The sequence below is a fragment of the Streptomyces sp. NPDC037290 genome (assembly GCF_055603245.1).
On sequence record NZ_JBVJVZ010000007.1, the window covers coordinates 161,916 to 177,941 of the forward strand.

Annotated in this window: 18 protein-coding genes; 9 read left to right on the plus strand and 9 right to left on the minus strand. The window is 68.3% G+C overall.

From position 1 onward, the window contains the following. Positions 1-73: 73 nt before the first annotated feature. The 3 genes from ACZ7HQ_RS24910 to ACZ7HQ_RS24920 form a co-directional block, all read right to left on the minus strand. On the minus strand, positions 74-1,105 hold the full coding sequence (locus ACZ7HQ_RS24910) for an alanine racemase (RefSeq protein ID WP_470993937.1): 1,032 nt from the start codon (positions 1,103-1,105) through the stop codon (positions 74-76). Between the two features lie 83 nt (positions 1,106-1,188). Further along, positions 1,189-2,310 (minus strand): peptidoglycan bridge formation glycyltransferase FemX, encoded by a 1,122-nt coding sequence (gene femX / locus ACZ7HQ_RS24915; RefSeq protein ID WP_031164375.1) that lies wholly within the window; start codon positions 2,308-2,310, stop codon positions 1,189-1,191. A 179-nt stretch (positions 2,311-2,489) separates the two neighbouring features. Then, the gene (locus tag ACZ7HQ_RS24920; protein WP_470993941.1) at positions 2,490-2,807 is read right to left on the minus strand and encodes a hypothetical protein; all 318 of its coding nucleotides are present in this window, start codon (positions 2,805-2,807) and stop codon (positions 2,490-2,492) included. A gap of 271 nt (positions 2,808-3,078) precedes the next feature. Between ACZ7HQ_RS24920 and rpsF the strand changes: the two genes are divergently transcribed. From rpsF to rplI, 4 genes are all read left to right on the plus strand, one after another. Beyond that, positions 3,079-3,369 (plus strand): 30S ribosomal protein S6, encoded by a 291-nt coding sequence (gene rpsF, locus ACZ7HQ_RS24925; RefSeq protein WP_003956532.1) that lies wholly within the window; start codon positions 3,079-3,081, stop codon positions 3,367-3,369. A gap of 75 nt (positions 3,370-3,444) precedes the next feature. Continuing rightward, positions 3,445-4,038, plus strand: a complete 594-nt coding sequence (locus tag ACZ7HQ_RS24930) for a single-stranded DNA-binding protein (protein ID WP_470993943.1) — start codon at positions 3,445-3,447, stop codon at positions 4,036-4,038. 57 nt (positions 4,039-4,095) lie between these two features. After that, entirely contained in the window at positions 4,096-4,332 is a 237-nt protein-coding gene (gene rpsR / locus ACZ7HQ_RS24935; protein WP_003949403.1) for a 30S ribosomal protein S18, read from the plus strand. 18 nt (positions 4,333-4,350) lie between these two features. Further along, entirely contained in the window at positions 4,351-4,797 is a 447-nt protein-coding gene (gene rplI, locus ACZ7HQ_RS24940; protein ID WP_470993946.1) for a 50S ribosomal protein L9, read from the plus strand. Between the two features lie 149 nt (positions 4,798-4,946). Here rplI and ACZ7HQ_RS24945 read toward each other — a convergent pair whose 3' ends face one another. Continuing rightward, positions 4,947-6,284 (minus strand): MATE family efflux transporter, encoded by a 1,338-nt coding sequence (locus tag ACZ7HQ_RS24945; protein WP_470993948.1) that lies wholly within the window; start codon positions 6,282-6,284, stop codon positions 4,947-4,949. Positions 6,285-6,766: 482 nt separating this feature from the next. Between ACZ7HQ_RS24945 and dnaB the strand changes: the two genes are divergently transcribed. Then, positions 6,767-8,245, plus strand: coding sequence for a replicative DNA helicase (gene dnaB, locus ACZ7HQ_RS24950; RefSeq protein ID WP_470993950.1), 1,479 nt, complete (start codon positions 6,767-6,769; stop codon positions 8,243-8,245). A gap of 121 nt (positions 8,246-8,366) precedes the next feature. Then, complete coding sequence (locus ACZ7HQ_RS24955) at positions 8,367-9,752, plus strand: serine hydrolase domain-containing protein (protein WP_470993953.1); 1,386 nt, start codon at positions 8,367-8,369, stop codon at positions 9,750-9,752. 63 nt (positions 9,753-9,815) lie between these two features. Here the strand turns inward: ACZ7HQ_RS24955 and ACZ7HQ_RS24960 are convergent, their stop codons facing one another. Together ACZ7HQ_RS24960 and ACZ7HQ_RS24965 are read right to left on the minus strand one after the other, a co-directional pair. Then, the gene (locus tag ACZ7HQ_RS24960; RefSeq protein ID WP_470993956.1) at positions 9,816-10,268 is read right to left on the minus strand and encodes a GNAT family N-acetyltransferase; all 453 of its coding nucleotides are present in this window, start codon (positions 10,266-10,268) and stop codon (positions 9,816-9,818) included. A gap of 9 nt (positions 10,269-10,277) precedes the next feature. Further along, entirely contained in the window at positions 10,278-10,736 is a 459-nt protein-coding gene (locus ACZ7HQ_RS24965; RefSeq protein WP_470993958.1) for a MarR family winged helix-turn-helix transcriptional regulator, read from the minus strand. Positions 10,737-10,877: 141 nt separating this feature from the next. On the opposite strand from ACZ7HQ_RS24965, the gene ACZ7HQ_RS24970 reads away from it, so the two are divergent. Together ACZ7HQ_RS24970 and ACZ7HQ_RS24975 are read left to right on the plus strand one after the other, a co-directional pair. Then, complete coding sequence (locus ACZ7HQ_RS24970) at positions 10,878-12,086, plus strand: MFS transporter (protein ID WP_470993962.1); 1,209 nt, start codon at positions 10,878-10,880, stop codon at positions 12,084-12,086. A gap of 104 nt (positions 12,087-12,190) precedes the next feature. Continuing rightward, positions 12,191-12,610 (plus strand): GlcG/HbpS family heme-binding protein, encoded by a 420-nt coding sequence (locus ACZ7HQ_RS24975; protein ID WP_470993964.1) that lies wholly within the window; start codon positions 12,191-12,193, stop codon positions 12,608-12,610. 72 nt (positions 12,611-12,682) lie between these two features. On the opposite strand, the gene ACZ7HQ_RS24980 is transcribed toward ACZ7HQ_RS24975, so the two are convergent. Continuing rightward, positions 12,683-13,549 carry a GNAT family N-acetyltransferase gene (locus ACZ7HQ_RS24980; RefSeq protein ID WP_470994395.1) on the minus strand — a complete coding sequence of 289 codons (867 nt, stop codon included), beginning with the start codon at positions 13,547-13,549 and terminating at the stop codon, positions 12,683-12,685. 150 nt (positions 13,550-13,699) lie between these two features. Here ACZ7HQ_RS24980 and ACZ7HQ_RS24985 point away from each other — a divergent pair, with 150 nt between their 5' ends. Continuing rightward, a complete protein-coding gene (locus tag ACZ7HQ_RS24985; RefSeq protein ID WP_470994398.1) occupies positions 13,700-14,335 on the plus strand; it encodes an HAD family hydrolase in 636 nt (211 codons plus the stop codon). A gap of 42 nt (positions 14,336-14,377) precedes the next feature. On the opposite strand, the gene ACZ7HQ_RS24990 is transcribed toward ACZ7HQ_RS24985, so the two are convergent. Beyond that, positions 14,378-14,860: an NUDIX domain-containing protein gene (locus tag ACZ7HQ_RS24990; RefSeq protein ID WP_470993967.1), complete on the minus strand. Its 483-nt coding sequence runs from the start codon at positions 14,858-14,860 to the stop codon at positions 14,378-14,380. Between the two features lie 89 nt (positions 14,861-14,949). Next, positions 14,950-15,855, minus strand: a complete 906-nt coding sequence (locus ACZ7HQ_RS24995) for a LysR family transcriptional regulator (protein WP_470993970.1) — start codon at positions 15,853-15,855, stop codon at positions 14,950-14,952. Between the last annotated feature and the right edge of the window lie 171 nt (positions 15,856-16,026).

Here is a 16,026-nt window from a genome sequence, read left to right on the forward strand (position 1 = left end):
CCGGCGGAAGGGACATGAGGAAGGCCGTACACACAGCGCGCGTGTACGGCCTTCTCGCTGTCCTGGGCCGGGATCAGCGGTCCACGAGCCGGTCGAACTGCGTGGTGGTGTGCCGCAGATGGGCCACCAGCTCGTCGCCGACCTTCGGCTCCGGCGCGTCCGAGGGGACGAACAGGATCGACACCTGCATGTGCGGCGGCTCGGCGAACCAGCGCTGCTTGCCGCCCCAGACGAACGGAGAAAGGTTCCGGTTGACCGTGGCGAGGCCGGCCCGTGCGACGCCCTTGGCGCGCGGCATGACGCCGTGCAGGGCCTTCGGGGCCTCCAGACCCACGCCGTGCGACGTTCCGCCCGCCACGACCACCAGGTAGCCGTCGGAGGCCGCCTTCTGCTGCCGGTAGCCGAACCGGTCTCCCTTGGCCACGCGCGTGACGTCCAGGACGGCGCCGCGGTACTCGGTGGCCTCGTGGTCCCCCAGCCACAGCCGCGTGCCGATGCGGGCGCGGAACCGGGTCTGCGGGAACTGCTGCTGCAGCCGGTGGAGTTCGTCGGCCTTGAGGTGGCTGACGAACATCGTGTGCAGCGGCAGCCGGGCGGCGCGCAGCCGGTCCATCCAGCCGATGACCTCCTCGACGGCGTCCGAGCCGTCGGTGCGGTCCAGCGGCAGATGGATGGCGAAGCCCTCCAGCCGGACGTTCTCGATGGCCTGGTGCAGTTGGGGCAGGTCCTGCTCGCTGATGCCGTGGCGTTTCATCGAGGACATCACCTCGATGACGACCCGTGCGCCGACGAGGCCGTACACGCCGTCGACCGACGACACCGAGCGCACCACCCGGTCGGGCAGCGGCACGGGCTCCTCGCCGCGCCGGTACGGCGTCAGCACCAGCAGGTCGCCGCCGAAGAAGTCCTTGATGCGCGCGGCCTCGTAGGTCGTGCCGACCGCGAGCAGGTCCGCGCCCAGCCGCGTGGCCTCCTCCGCCAGCCGTTCGTGCCCGAATCCGTAGCCGTTGCCCTTGCAGACCGGGATCAGGCCCGGGAACTGCTCGTGCACGTGCTTGTGGTGCGCCCGCCAGCGCGCGGTGTCGACGTAGAGCGTGAGCGCCATGGCCGGACCTGGAACCTTTCTCGTGGCTGCGGTGGGTCAGAGGTGTGCGGACTGTGAAGCCTATGGAATCAAACGCCCGCGGCTCAGCGGCGCGACATGTAGATGTCGAGCGCCTTGTGGAGCAGCTTGTTCAGTGGGAAGTCCCACTCGCCGAGGTACTCGGCGGCCTGACCGCCGGTGCCGACCTTGAACTGGATCAGACCGAAGAGGTGGTCCGTCTCGTCCAGCGAGTCGGAGATGCCGCGCAGGTCGTAGACGGTGCCGCCGAGCGCGTAGGCGTCGCGCAGCATCCGCCACTGCATCGCGTTCGAGGGCCGGACCTCACGGCCGATGTTGTCGGAGGCGCCGTAGGAGTACCAGACGTGCCCGCCGACGATCAGCATCGTCGCGGCGGACAGGTTCACGCCGTTGTGGCGGGCGAAGTACAGCCGCATCCGGTTCGGGTCCTCGGTGTTGAGGGCCGTCCACATGCGCTGGAAGTACGACAGCGGGCGGGGCCGGAAGTGGTCACGGACCGCCGTGATCTCGTACAGCCGCTGCCACTCGGCCAGGTCCTGGTAGCCGCCCTGTACGACCTCGACGCCGGCCTTCTCGGCCTTCTTGATGTTGCGCCGCCACAGCTGGTTGAAGTTCTTGTGGACCTCTTCCAGGGAACGGTTGGCCAGCGGCACCTGGAAGACGTAGCGCGGCTGGACGTCACCGAAGCCGGCGCCGCCGTCCTCGCCCTGCTGCCAGCCCATCCGGCGCAGCTTGTCCGCCACCTCGAAGGCGCGCGGCTCGATGAAGTCGGCCTCCATGTCCCGCAGACGCTTCACGTCCTGGTCCTGGATGCCCTTCTTGATCGTCTCGGCGTTCCAGCGACGGATGATCACCGGCGGGCCCATCTTCACCGAGAAGGCGCCCTGCTGCTTCAGGTGCGCCAGCATCGGCTGGATCCAGTCGTCCAGGTTCGGCGCGAACCAGTTGATGACCGGGCCCTCGGGAAGGTAGGCGAGGTAACGCTTGATCTTGGGCAGCTGGCGGTAGAGAACGAGGCCCGCACCGACCATCTCGCCGGTGCGCTCGTCGAACCAGCCGAGGTTCTCCGAACGCCACTCCGCCTTCACATCGGCCCAGGCCGGGACCTGCATGTGGCTCGCCGACGGCAGGCTCTGGATGTAGGCCAGATGTTGCTCGCGGCTGATGGTCCTCAGGGTCAGGCTCATGTCGGGGCGCTCCTCGGGCTGGTGTGTCCCCATGGGTACAGGGGCTCCGGCTCTCGCGCCGAAGCCTACTGCGCCTTGCGAACGCCCCGACTGGGCGCACGGGCCTTAGCCCCGGCCGGGCGGGCGACCGGGGCGGCCCGCGGTGTTCGAAAAGGCGTGGTGCGGACGTCGTCCGGCGGTCAGCTGCTGATGATTCCGCCGAACAGTCCGCCGTGCGCCATGCTGATCAGGAAACCGACTCCCGCAGCGCCCAGGCCCAGGATCAGAACGAAGCGCTCCCGAGTGGTCACCGAGATCCACTGTCCGTAGATGCCGACGGCGAGCCCCACCAGCCCTGTCCACGAGCTCAGCAGGTGGAGGCCGTGGAAGAAGGACGTGACGAAGGACAGCACGCCGAGGACGAAGGTCACCGCCATCAGGGTGTCCTGAAGCGGACGGGCCTTGCCGTCCGTGGCGAAGAGGGAACCGGCGACGTTGGGATGCAATGTCTGTGCCATGGGCACCTCCTGCGGAAGGCGGCGCATAGTAGCGCCGTACACACCCGACGTGTACAGGGTGACGGCCTGCACGCCCGGATTTCAACCGGAAGCGGGTGTGCGGGTAGTCTGTACCGTCTGCACCGGTGTCTGCCCACCCCTGCCCAGGTAACACCACGGGATCCCCTCGGGACCCCGATGGTCAGTGGTGGCCGATACCGTTGCGCACGCATCACAACCCTCCTGCCACGGAACGACCGTGGCCGCTGAGTCCAAAGGAGGTGGGTTCCACATGCGTCACTACGAGGTGATGGTCATCCTCGACCCCGATCTGGAGGAGCGCGCTGTCGCCCCCCTGATCGAGAACTTCCTCTCCGTCGTCCGTGAGGGCAACGGCAAGGTGGAGAAGGTCGACACCTGGGGCCGTCGTCGTCTCGCGTACGAGATCAAGAAGAAGCCCGAGGGCATCTACTCGGTCATCGACCTGCAGGCCGAGCCTGCGGTCGTGAAGGAGCTCGACCGCCAGATGAACCTGAACGAGTCGGTCCTCCGGACCAAGGTCCTCCGTCCCGAGACCCACTGAGCCCTTCCGCTCAGCTGATCTCGGGATTCGAGTAGCAAGCAAGCAGCCAGAGCAAACCCGCCGAGAGGTTCCCCCATGGCAGGCGAGACCGTCATCACGGTCATCGGCAATCTTGTCGACGACCCCGAGCTGCGCTTCACCCCGTCCGGTGCGGCGGTCGCGAAGTTCCGTGTCGCGTCCACTCCCCGCACCTTCGACCGTCAGACGAACGAGTGGAAGGACGGCGAGAGCCTGTTCCTGACCTGCTCGGTCTGGCGTCAGGCGGCGGAGAACGTCGCCGAGTCGCTCCAGCGAGGCATGCGCGTCATCGTGCAGGGCCGGCTGAAGCAGCGGTCCTACGAGGACCGTGAGGGCGTCAAGCGCACGGTCTACGAACTGGACGTCGAGGAAGTCGGCCCCAGCCTGCGCAACGCCACGGCGAAGGTCACCAAGACCGCCGGTGGCGCTCGCGGTGGCCAGGGCGGTTACGGCGGTGGTGGCCAGCAGGGCGGCGGCGGCCAGGGTGGCGGCGGCTGGGGCGGAGGCCCCGGTGGCGGCCAGCAGGGCGGCGGCGCTCCGGCCGACGACCCGTGGGCGACCGGTGCTCCCGCCGGTGGCAACCAGGGTGGCGGCGGCTGGGGCGGAGGCTCCGGCGGCGGTGGCGGCTACTCGGACGAGCCCCCCTTCTAGGTCCTCGGACCAAGGGTGGGTCGTACCCCAACTTCTTGATCACACAGGAGAAACACCATGGCGAAGCCGCCTGTGCGCAAGCCGAAGAAGAAGGTCTGCGCTTTCTGCAAGGACAAGGTCACGTACGTGGACTACAAGGACACGAACATGCTGCGGAAGTTCATTTCCGACCGCGGCAAGATCCGTGCCCGCCGCGTGACCGGCAACTGCACGCAGCACCAGCGTGACGTCGCCACGGCCGTCAAGAACAGCCGTGAGATGGCGCTGCTGCCCTACACGTCCACCGCGCGCTAAGGGAAGGGTGACCGACACATGAAGATCATCCTCACCCACGAGGTCTCCGGCCTCGGTGCCGCGGGCGACGTCGTCGACGTCAAGGACGGTTACGCTCGCAACTACCTGATCCCGCGGAAGTTCGCTATCCGCTGGACCAAGGGTGGCGAGAAGGACGTCGAGCAGATCCGTCGCGCTCGCAAGATCCACGAGATCCAGACCATCGAGCAGGCCAACGCTGTGAAGGCTCAGCTCGAGGGCGTCAAGGTCCGTCTGGCCGTGCGCTCCGGCGACGCCGGTCGTCTCTTCGGTTCCGTCACCCCGGCCGACATCGCGTCCGCGATCAAGGCTTCCGGTGGCCCCGAGGTCGACAAGCGCCGCATCGAGCTGTCCGCCCCGATCAAGACCCTGGGCGCCCACGAGACGTCCGTGCGTCTGCACCCCGAGGTTGCCGCCAAGGTCAACATCGAGGTCGTCTCGGCCTGATCGCTGCGCTCTGCTTGAGCAGCTCTGAAAGGGGCCGCATCTTTACGGTGCGGCCCCTTTCGCATGGGCCGGGCTCGCGCACGTGCACAGTGGGGAAGGGCGGGTGTTTCACGTGAAACACGACAGCTGGCTTGTTTCACGTGAAACGGTCAGCGCGTGGCACCCGTGACGATCCAACGGGCCGAACGGGTGCGCAGCCACAGGGTCAGCATGCGGATGGTCATCATGAGCGTCATCGCAGCCCACAGCGCGGTGAGACCGCCGCCGAGTAGGGGGACGAGCAGGGCGACCGGAGCGAACACCGCGAGAGTGACGACCATGGCCCAGGCCAGGTAGGGCCCGTCACCCGCGCCCATCAGCACTCCGTCCAGCACGAAGACGATCCCGCAGACGGGTTGCGAGAGCGCCACCATCAGCAGCGCGGGCAGCGCCGCATCCTTGACCACGGAGTCACTGGTGAACAGCGGCAGGAAGAGTGGCCGGGCGGCTGCCACGAGCAGACCGAGGACCACTCCCGTCGCTATGCCCCAGTGGACCATGCGGCGGCAGGCCTCCCGCGCTCCTTGGGTGTCCTTCGCGCCGAGATAGCGGCCGATGATGGCCTGTCCCGCGATCGCAATCGCGTCGAGGGCGAAGGCCAGCAGACTCCACAGGGACAGGATGATCTGATGGGCGGCGATGTCGGCGTCGCCCAGATGTGCCGCGACCGCCGTCGCGATCATCAGGATCGCCCGCAGGGACAGCGTGCGCACCAGGAGCGGAACGCCTGCCTGAGCCGAGGCCCGGATGCCAGCGGCATCCGGGCGAAGAGAAGCCCCGTGCCTATGGGCACCGCGGACGACCACCGTCAGATAGACGGCTGCCATGCCACACTGGGCGATGACCGTGCCCCAGGCCGAACCGGCGATGCCGAGCCCGGCGCCATAGACAAGTCCCGCGTTGAGTGCTCCGTTGGCAACGAAGCCCGCGATGGCGACGTAGAGCGGGGTCCTGGTGTCCTGCAGTCCGCGGAGCACTCCCGTGGCGGCGAGGACGATGAGCATGGCCGGGATGCCCAGCGCGGAGATGCGCAGATACGTCGTGGCATAGGGGGCCGCGGTCGCAGAGGCGCCGAAAAGGTCGACGATGCCGGGGGCCAGTGGGAGAACGACGGCTATGACGGCGCCGCCCAGCAGAAGCGCCAGCCATATGCCGTCCATGCCCTGGCGGATGGCAGCCTGCAGATCGCCGGCGCCGACGCGCCGGGCCACGGCGGCGGTGGTCGCGTAGGCGAGGAAGACGAAGACGCTCACCGCGGTGGTGAGAAGGGCCGAGGCAACGCCGAGACCGGCGAGCTGGGAGGTCCCGAGATGGCCGACGATGGCGCTGTCCGCCATGACGAAGAGAGGCTCGGCGACGAGCGCGCCGAAGGCCGGGACGGCCAGCGCGACGATCTCTCGGTCGTGCCGTCGGCGGACGGCCCTGGGTCTCGCGGGAGCCTGTGTCATGAGCACTAATCTAATCGTCCACAGGTAAGTGATGCAATCGGCAAGTGACTATTACCGCTCGCGCTGGGGTGTGTCCTTTCGTGCACCGTTCGACGCGATCTTGATCCGACTGGGGAAGTTTTTCTTCTGCACAGCCGGTGGACGGTAAAGGTGCAGGTCAGAGCGGCCTGTAGGGCGGGAGCGAGTGCTTGTTCACAGGGCTGTCCACCGGGTCGTGCACAGGTTTCGGCGAGTTCTCCACAGCATCCGGGCCGTCGTCCACATGGCCTGTGGATAACCAGATTGGCTGACGGTGCCGACGGGCCTACCGTGGTCCGGCGCCCGCTCCTTCCCCCGGCTCTGGAATCGTCCTTCCTTCGGGGCCTGGAACCGTCACAAATCCGACGCGCCAGAACCGGAGTTGGGCCTCTCATTTGTCAGTGCCGTGCCGTACAAAAGAGGGCATGGCGAGGTCCGCCCTGCGGACGGGAGGAGGTGGCTCGGTGAGCATTTCCGAGCCCTTGGACGATCCGTGGGCCGAGGCCGGACCCAGTGATCGTCTGCCCGCCTCCCGTCGACGCGGTGACAGTGGCCGGGGCCGTGAGGAACAGCACGACCGGGGCAGGGAGAACGCCTCATGGGACGGCGGGGGCTCCTCCTTCGAGAGGGTGCCGCCGCAGGACCTGGACGCCGAACAGTCCGTGCTGGGCGGCATGCTGCTGTCGAAGGACGCCATCGCTGACGTCGTCGAGATCCTCAAGGGCCACGACTTCTACAAGCCTGCGCACGAGACGATCTACCAGGCGATCCTCGACGTCTACGCCAAGGGCGAGCCGGCCGACCCGATCACCATCGCCGCCGAACTCACCAAGCGCGGCGAGATCAACAAGGTCGGCGGGGCCGCGTATCTGCACAGCCTCGTCCAGACCGTGCCGACGGCCGCCAACGCCGAGTACTACGCGGAGATCGTCCACGAACGGGCCGTGCTGCGCCGCCTCGTCGAAGCCGGTACGCGCATCACGCAGATGGGATACGCGGCCGACGGTGATGTGGACGAGATCGTCAACAGCGCCCAGGCCGAGATCTACGCCGTCACCGAGCAGCGCACCAGCGAGGACTATCTTCCGCTCGGCGACATCATGGAAGGCGCCCTTGACGAGATCGAGGCGATCGGTTCACGCAGCGGTGAGATGACCGGTGTGCCGACCGGCTTCACCGACTTCGACTCATTGACGAACGGTCTGCACCCGGGACAGATGATCGTCATCGCCGCTCGCCCCGCCATGGGTAAGTCGACGCTCGCACTGGACTTCGCGCGGGCCGCCTCGATCAAGCACAACCTTCCGAGTGTCATCTTCTCGCTCGAAATGGGCCGCAACGAGATCGCGATGCGTCTGCTGTCCGCCGAAGCCCGGGTCGCCCTGCACCACATGCGGTCCGGCACGATGACCGACGAGGACTGGACCAGGCTCGCCCGCCGCATGCCGGACGTCTCGGCCGCACCGCTCTACATCGACGACTCGCCCAATCTGTCGATGATGGAGATCCGCGCCAAGTGCCGGCGCCTCAAGCAGCGCAACGACCTGAAGCTGGTCGTCATCGACTATCTCCAGCTGATGCAGTCTGGCGGCTCCAAGCGCGCCGAGAGCCGTCAGCAGGAGGTCTCGGACATGTCCCGTAACCTCAAGCTGCTCGCCAAGGAGCTGGAGATCCCGGTCATCGCGCTCTCCCAGCTCAACCGTGGCCCCGAGCAGCGCACCGACAAGAAGCCGATGGTCTCCGACCTGCGTGAGTCGGGCTCCATCGAGCAGGACGCCGACATGGTCATCCTGCTGCACCGCGAGGACGCGTACGAGAAGGAGTCGCCGCGCGCGGGCGAGGCCGACCTGATCGTGGCCAAGCACCGAAACGGCCCCACCGCCACGATCACGGTTGCCTTCCAGGGTCACTACTCCCGCTTCGTGGACATGGCCCAGACCTGATCCCTCGATCAGGTGATGCCAGGGGCTCGTACGCTCGGCCCGTCCGCGAACGTCCTGCTGCGTGTGACGCCGTCGGCGAAATGAACTCGACGGGGGTTGGATCACCGGGTGGACTGGGCCCATGACGACACCTCAGGAAGAGCTGCTCCCCACGACCCGGCGAGCCTTGCTGCACCGGATCGCCGTGGCCCAGACCGAAGGGCGGTCGCCGTCCCTGGTCGCGGCCGTCGTGCGCGACGGGCGCGCCGTCTGGCACGGGGCACGCACCTCGGTGGACGGCCACGGTCCGGACGAGAACGTGCAGTACCGGATCGGCTCCATCACCAAGACCTTCACGGCCGTCCTGGTGATGCGGCTGCGTGACGAGGGCCTGCTCGACCTCGGTGACCCCTTGGAGAAGCATCTGCCGGGCACCGGCGTGGGCGAGGCGACGATCGCCGAACTGCTCGCGCACACCGCGGGACTGGCGGCCGAGTCGCCCGCCCCCTGGTGGGAGCGGACATCGGGCACCCTCCGCCCGGAGCTGAGCGATGTGCTCGGCGAGCAGCCCCTGGTGCACCCTGTCGGTCGGCGGCACCACTACTCGAACCCCGGCTACACGGTGCTCGGTGCACTGGTGGAGGAGCTGCGCGGCGCTGCCTGGGAGGAAGTGCTGCGGCGCGAGATCCTCGAGCCGCTCGGCCTGCACCGCACGAGTACGCAGCCTCAGGCCCCGCACGCCGGCGGATGGGCTGTGCATCCATGGGCGGACGCGATGCTGCCTGAGCCGCTGGAGGACCTGGGCAGGATGGCGCCGGCCGGTCAGCTGTGGTCGACCACGGGGGACCTGGCGCGGTTCGCCGTGTTTCTCGTCGCCGGAGACGACCGGGTCCTGGGTGCGGAGTCGGTGCGGGAGATGCGCACTCCGGCGGCGCCCGCCGAGGCCGCCGACCTGCTCGAGGGTGCCACCTACGGTCTCGGTCTGCAGATCCAGCGCCGTGACGGCCGGCTTCTGGTCGGGCACTCCGGTTCGCTGCCGGGCTTCCTGGCGAATCTGACCATCAGCGTGGAGGACGACGTGGCGGCCGTGGTGCTCGCCAACTGCACGAGTGGACCGCTGCTGGGAGCGGTGGGCGCCGATCTGGTCCGGATCGTCGCTGAGGCGGAGCCTCGGATCCCCGTGCCCTGGCGGCCGCTGCCTGAAGTCGATCCGGCGGTCCTGGAGCTGGTGGGGCAGTGGTACTGGGGGACCAACGCCTTCGGCCTGCGGCTGACCGCCGATGGCCTTCTTGCGCTCGGCCCGCTGACCGGCAGCGGCCGACGCGCTCGCTTCCGCTCGAACGGTGACGGCATCTGGACCGGTCTGGAGGGATACTTCGCCGGTGAACTGCTGCGGCCTGTACGACGTCCGGACGGAGCGCTGAGCCACCTTGACCTCGGCTCATTCGTGTTCACGCGACAGCCCTACGCCCCTGACGCGGCGATCCCCGGTGGAGTGGACCCGGAGGGCTGGCGGGGAATCCGTTAGGCCCTGAGTGGCAGGGCGCGTTTCACGTGAAACACACTCCGTCCGGCGGTGGTTCTGCGGCTGTCAGAGACGCAGTTTGAAGCCCTCGTGCGTGGCACTGAAACCGAGCCGCGTGTAGAAGCGGTGGGCATCGGTGCGCGTCTTGTCGGATGTCAGCTGCACCATCGCGCAGTCGAGCTGCCGGGAGGTGTCGATCGCCCACTCGATCAGCTGGCCGCCCAGCCCGCTGCCGCGTTCGTCGGCGTGGATACGTACAGCCTCGATGAGCGCGCGCGTCGCACCCTTGTGGGAGAGCCCTGGAACGATCGTGAGCTGGAGGGTTCCGATCACACGGCCTTCGCGGACGGCGACGACGAGATGCTGGTGAGGATCGGCGTCCAGGCGTTCCAGTGCGTCCCGGTAAGGGGCCATGTCATCGGGAGACTCGCGCTGGGCGCCCAGGGGATCGTCGGCAAGCATGGCCACGATGGCCGGAAGGTCGTCAACCGTGGCGCGACGTATTTCAAGATCTCCCATGCGGGCACCCTATGCCGGGACGTTCAAAGACTCCACGACCCTTACCAGCGGGGCCAGTTCAGGGCTCTTGGAGGCGTCGTCCAGAGCCTCACGGAGGGCGGCGTCATTGGTCGGCCTTGCCTCCTCCAGTAGCCGCAGGCCCGCCTCGGTGACGTTGGTGTAGATGCCGCGCCGGTCGGTGGGGCAGAGGTAGCGCTCCAGCAGGCCGCGGTCCTCCAGCCGGGTCACCAGGCGCGTGGTCGCGCTCTGGCTGAGGACGACTGCGTCGGCGACCTGCTTCATCTGCAGATGACCACCTTCGCCGTCGTGCTGGCGGCTCAGCACATCGAGCAGGGAGTACTCGCGCACGCTCAGGTCGTGCTTCGCCTGCAGAGCGCGCTCGATGTGCGCCTCGATCCTTCCGTGCAGGGCAGAGAGGGCGCACCAGCCCTGCGCGAGGGCGGTGAGCGCGGGGTCCGTCGCTGTCATGGGCGTTTCCTCCGTCCCGGAGCGGCTGCATCAAGGGTAGAGCACGTCCGCAATAGTGCGCGGTTGCCATTAACCCGCGTCTGCAATTATTGTGGATGCACGTAAAGCGCTCCTGCAATCTCTGGGAAGGTGTACCCCTCCATGCCTCTCGCGCTTGTGGCCCTCGCGATCGGGGCCTTCGGAATCGGAACGACCGAGTTCGTGATCATGGGACTGCTGCCCCAGGTCGCGGGCGACTTCGGGGTCTCCATCCCCACGGCGGGCCTGCTGGTGACGGGCTACGCCCTCGGCGTGGTCATCGGCGCCCCGTTGATGACCGTGCTCGGCACCAAGGTCTCGCGCAAGCGCATGCTGATGCTGCTGATGGGACTTTTCATCGCCGGAAACCTGCTCTCCGCAGTGGCCCCCACCTTCGCGATCATGCTGATCGGACGCGTGGTCGCCTCGCTCGCGCACGGCGCCTTCTTCGGCATCGGCTCCGTCGTGGCGGCCGAGCTGGTGGCGCCCGACAAGAAAGCCGGCGCCATTGCCATGATGTTCACCGGTCTGACCGTCGCCAATGTCGTAGGCGTCCCGCTGGGCACGCTCATCGGACAGCACGTCGGCTGGCGCGTCACCTTCGGCATCGTCGCCGCCCTCGGGGTCCTCGGTCTCACCGGTGTGGCCAAGCTGGTGCCCGAGATGCCGCGGCCCGAGGGTGTGCACCTGCGGCACGAACTGGCCGCCTTCAAGAACGCCCAGGTCCTGCTCGCCATGGCGATGACCGTCCTCGGCTTCGGCGGCGTCTTCGCGGCCATCACCTACATCGCGCCGATGATGACCCACGTCGCCGGCTTCGCCGACGGCTCGGTGACCTGGCTGCTCGTCCTGTTCGGCCTCGGCATGGTCGGCGGCAACCTCATCGGCGGCACGTTCGCCGACCGCGCCCTGATGCCGATGCTGTACGTCTCCCTGGGCGCCCTGGCCCTCGTTCTGGCCCTCTTCACGTTCACCGCCCACAACAAGATCGCGGCGGCCGTGACGATCGCGTTGATCGGTGCCCTGGGCTTCGCGACCGTACCGCCGCTGCAGAAGCGCGTGCTCGACCAGGCCCACGGTGCCCCGACGCTCGCGTCGGCCGTGAACATCGGCGCCTTCAACCTGGGCAACGCACTGTCCGCCTGGCTCGGCGGCATCGTGATCGCGGCCGGCTTCGGCTACACGTCCCCCAACTGGGTCGGCGCCGCCCTCGCAGCGGCCGCTCTGATCCTCGCCGTGCTCTCGGCGGCGCTGGAGCGGCGCGACGGCTCCCGCAGCACCGTGGTCGCCTCCCGGACCTCCGCCGGGCAGCAGGCGCCGGTCCACCACTGAGCCCCCTGGACGCGCCGCACCACCCCGGTCAGACAGACCTCCCTGCCGGGCGCATCCCGGCACGGCAAGCAATCCATGTCAGCAACACCTGAGGAGAAAACTCCATGAGCACCACCGCCGTCGCACCGCTGTCCATCGAGGACGCCGAGTTGCTCGTCGCCACAGCTTGCCGCGCGGCCGAGGACGCCGGAGTCACGGTCAGCGTCACCGTCCTGGATGCCGGCGGCCATCTGCTCGCCTTCCGCCGGGACGACCGGGCCGTGCTGATCTCCGGCGAGACCAGCACCCGCAAGGCCTATACCGCTCTTCAGCTGAACACCCCGACCGCCGACCTGGTCGACGCCGTCCAGCCCGGCGGCCTCTTCCACACGCTGCCCACCGCCCTCGACCGGCCTCTGCTGTTCATCGCGGGCGGCGTGCCCGTCCACCGCAACGGTCGACTGATCGGCGCGATCGGTGTCGGTGGCGCTGCGCCGGAGCAGGATCACGGCTTCGCCACCGCGGCCCTGCAGGCGCTCGCCTGATCAGCCAGCCGGGACGGACTACGCCGGCCCCGCCGCACATCGCGGCGGGGCCGGCGCTCGGCTTGCGACGGCTCAGCCCGCGGCCACGGTCAGGGGCGCGAACCGTCGGGTGCAGTCCCCTGGGAGGTCCGTCATGCCGTAGGTCATCACCGCATTGAACGTCACGGAGGCCAGTCCGCGCGCCTTGGCCCATGCCCGCAGCTCCTCATGGCGCACGTCGATGTCGGTGCGCAGCGGACGGTCCGTACGGGCCGCCAGCGAGGAGATGAGAGCCTGGGCGGTCTCGGTGTCCCGGGCGATCAGCGGACCAACCACGTGGGTGTCCATGTTGGGCCACGCGGCCGCGTAGCCGATGACCCTGCCGTCCTCCTCGGCTACCCGCAGCTGGTCGGCGAAGGCAGGGAGCCGGGTGATCAGGGGAGTGCGGTCGGCGCCGAACACCTCCTCATCGAGACGCAGGATCGCGGGAAGGTCCTCGGCGGTGGCCGCGCGAGTGAACACGCCGGTTTCCGGCCCGCCCGGGGTGAAGCGGCCACTCAGCATCTCCGCCCGGCCCGTCACCTTGAAGCCCAGTTCCTCGTACAACGGACGGCCATTGGGCGTGGCGTGCAAGGTGAGCGGGGTGGTTCCCATGGCCGATACGACATGGCGCATCAAGCGGCGTCCGACGCCCCGACGGGCATGGCGTTCGGCGACCAGAACCATGCCGATGGCGCCGAGATCCGGGCGCTCCCATGAGCCGTACTCCGTGACGACGCACGCGGCGATGAGACCACCCCGGGGGTCATCGATGCCGAAGCCCTTGCCGGCCGCGAGGAGAAGCCCCCACTTGTGTTCCTCACGTGGCCACCCCCGGTCTTCGGACAAGTCGGCGCAGGCGGTGAGATCGCGAAGCGTCAGGCGACGGATGGGCAGAGCGGCGAGGGAAGGAGTCGACACGCAGGTCAGGCTTTCCGACCGGCGCCCCCGGCGTCCACCCGTTTCGACGCAGACACACGTGCTTTTGGCCATGCCGTGGCCATATGTAAAGCCCGCGGACAGCAGGATGTGTTTCACGTGAAACACCGGCAGCCGGTTAGCCTCCAGGCCATGGCGAGACTGCATCTCTTCGATCTTGACGGCACGTTGCTGCACGGGAGCACCGCACCGGTGGAGATTTCCCGTCAGTTGGGGCTGGAAGCGGAAACCGTGGCACTGGACCGTGCGATCGCGGAGGGACGGATCGGTCCGCCGGAGTACGCGGCGCAGGTGTACGACCTGTGGGCCGGCCTCACCGAGGCGCATGTCGGCGCCGCTTTCGAGGCGGCTCCCTGGCTGGCCCGCATCCGTGAGGTCTGGGCGGAGATCAGAAACGCGGGCGAATACTGCGCGGTGGTATCGCTCTCGCCGTCGTTCTTCGTGGAGCGTCTTCTCGACTGGGGCGCTCACGCGGCGCACGGATCCCGCTTCCCGGCCGTGCCGTTCACCGAGCCCGTCGATCCGTCCGGGGTGCTCAGCGCCGCTGCCAAGGTGACCATCGCAGACCGGCTCTGCACGGAGTTCGGAGTGACACGAGCTGACTGCGTGGCCTACGGCGACTCGTCGTCCGACAAGGATCTGTTCGCCGCCGTACCGGTATCGGTGGCGGTCAATGCGGACGCCCACCTGGCCGGGCTGGCGACCCACTCCTACGCGGGACGGGATCTGTGGGACGCCTATGCCTTGGTCGCCCTGCCCGGCAGGTGACAGGGCTTCTTGGAGTCGGGGGCGGCTCGGGAACTGAGAGCGCTAACCGAGGTCGGGGGCGTGCATGGCGCGTACCCCCTCGATATTGCCGTCCAGATAGTGGCGCAGCGAGAGCGGAACCAAGTGAACAGAGGCGATGCCGACGCGGGTGAAGGGGACGCGGACGATCTCGTACTCACCAGCCGGCTCGTCCACTTCGGGGCCGTGCCGCAGGGCCGGGTCCATGGATTCCAGTCGGCAGACGAAGAAGTGCTGCACCTTGACGCCGGTCGCGCCGCCGTCTTCGCCGATGTGCTCCACGGTGTCCACGAAGCACGGCACCACATCGGTGATCTTGGCGCCGAGTTCCTCGGACACTTCCCGATGCAGGGCGTCCACGACGGTCGGATCCTCGGGCTCGACCCCGCCACCGGGAGTGACCCAGTAGGGATCGACACCGGGCTTGGTGCGCTTGATCAAGATGAGGTCGTCACCGTCCAGAAGAACGGCACGGGCGGTGCGCTTGACCACGGGTCGGACGGTCATGGGAGAAATGTGGCCCGGCTGGTTCCACGTGAAACATCGCAAAGCGTCACCACGTGACCGCCGTACGTGGAGGCAGGGCCGGGAGGGCCTCAGCACCAGGCTGTAGCCGCCCGCAGAAGCCACTCGTGGGCCCGCGCCACATGAGGCATGGCGAGGGTTCCCGTCCGCACCACCAGGAAGTATGTGCGCAGTGGCGGCACCGCCGGGTCGTGCAGGGCAGCGATCAGGCCGTCGCTGAGGGCTGCGGCGCACAGATAGCGGGGCAGCACGGCAAGTCCTGCGCCCGCGACCGCACAGGCGAGCACGGCCCGGAGATCCGGGACGATGACCGTGCCCGAGGCAGCGGGGCGTGAGTCGAAGACGGAGGCCCAGTAGCGCGAGACGAAGGGCAGTGACTCGTGGACCTCGACGACGGGCAGGTTCTCCAGCGCGGGCGCCCCCTTCAGGCGCAGCGTCTCCCTGTCGATCCGCTCGCCCCAGCGAGAGGCGGCGACCAGCACGTGCTCCTCGTCGCAGAGCGGGGTCGCGGTGAGCAGGGCACCGCGCGGACGAGCCGTGCTGATGGCCAGGTCATGGTGCCCGGCGGCCAGGCCGTCCAGCGTTTCCTCAGCCGTGCCGAAGGACGCACGGAGTGCGAAACCCTGGCCGTCGTCGCCGGTCAGCTCCGTCAGGGCGGGCAATGCGCGTTCGGCGGTGAACTCGGGAGGGCCGGCGAGGTGAAGGGTTCTGAGCGAGGACTCGTCGTCCAGTCCGCTCTCGGCTATCTCCACCAGGGCGTCGAGATGGGGCGCGGCCTTGTGTGCGAGTTCGTCGCCGATGGTCGTCGGGGTCACCCCGCGCGCCTGACGGAGGAAGAGAGGCCTGCCCAGCTGGCGTTCCAGGGTGCGGATCTGCGAGGTGACGGCGGGCTGGGAGAGACCGAGCAGAGCGGCGGCACGGGTGAAGGAACCAGCCCGGTGCACGGTGACGAAGGTGCGCAGCAAGGCCAGGTCCATGGCATGCCTCCCCTATCCCTGCCCTTCTCCGGCCCCCAAGGCAGGCCCCAACTATAAATAAGTCGATACGCCTCTGTCGCTAGCGTGATTGGACACTGACACAGAGTCAACTAGCCTTGTTCGCGCGGTTCTTCGCGCGCGGAACCGATGACGGTCCGAGTCACGAGGGGG

Excerpts from the sequence above, each read along its gene's own strand:
- ACZ7HQ_RS24910 (WP_470993937.1), bottom strand. The coding sequence starts at position 1,105 with ATGGCGCTCACGCTCTACGTCGACACCGCGCGCTGGCGGGCGCACCAC.
- femX (WP_031164375.1), bottom strand. The coding sequence starts at position 2,310 with ATGAGCCTGACCCTGAGGACCATCAGCCGCGAGCAACATCTGGCCTAC.
- ACZ7HQ_RS24920 (WP_470993941.1), bottom strand. The coding sequence starts at position 2,807 with ATGGCACAGACATTGCATCCCAACGTCGCCGGTTCCCTCTTCGCCACG.
- rpsF (WP_003956532.1), top strand. The coding sequence starts at position 3,079 with ATGCGTCACTACGAGGTGATGGTCATCCTCGACCCCGATCTGGAGGAG.
- ACZ7HQ_RS24930 (WP_470993943.1), top strand. The coding sequence starts at position 3,445 with ATGGCAGGCGAGACCGTCATCACGGTCATCGGCAATCTTGTCGACGAC.
- rpsR (WP_003949403.1), top strand. The coding sequence starts at position 4,096 with ATGGCGAAGCCGCCTGTGCGCAAGCCGAAGAAGAAGGTCTGCGCTTTC.
- rplI (WP_470993946.1), top strand. The coding sequence starts at position 4,351 with ATGAAGATCATCCTCACCCACGAGGTCTCCGGCCTCGGTGCCGCGGGC.
- ACZ7HQ_RS24945 (WP_470993948.1), bottom strand. The coding sequence starts at position 6,284 with ATGACACAGGCTCCCGCGAGACCCAGGGCCGTCCGCCGACGGCACGAC.
- ACZ7HQ_RS24955 (WP_470993953.1), top strand. The coding sequence starts at position 8,367 with ATGACGACACCTCAGGAAGAGCTGCTCCCCACGACCCGGCGAGCCTTG.
- ACZ7HQ_RS24960 (WP_470993956.1), bottom strand. The coding sequence starts at position 10,268 with ATGGGAGATCTTGAAATACGTCGCGCCACGGTTGACGACCTTCCGGCC.
- ACZ7HQ_RS24965 (WP_470993958.1), bottom strand. The coding sequence starts at position 10,736 with ATGACAGCGACGGACCCCGCGCTCACCGCCCTCGCGCAGGGCTGGTGC.
- ACZ7HQ_RS24970 (WP_470993962.1), top strand. The coding sequence starts at position 10,878 with ATGCCTCTCGCGCTTGTGGCCCTCGCGATCGGGGCCTTCGGAATCGGA.
- ACZ7HQ_RS24975 (WP_470993964.1), top strand. The coding sequence starts at position 12,191 with ATGAGCACCACCGCCGTCGCACCGCTGTCCATCGAGGACGCCGAGTTG.
- ACZ7HQ_RS24985 (WP_470994398.1), top strand. The coding sequence starts at position 13,700 with ATGGCGAGACTGCATCTCTTCGATCTTGACGGCACGTTGCTGCACGGG.
- ACZ7HQ_RS24990 (WP_470993967.1), bottom strand. The coding sequence starts at position 14,860 with ATGACCGTCCGACCCGTGGTCAAGCGCACCGCCCGTGCCGTTCTTCTG.
- ACZ7HQ_RS24995 (WP_470993970.1), bottom strand. The coding sequence starts at position 15,855 with ATGGACCTGGCCTTGCTGCGCACCTTCGTCACCGTGCACCGGGCTGGT.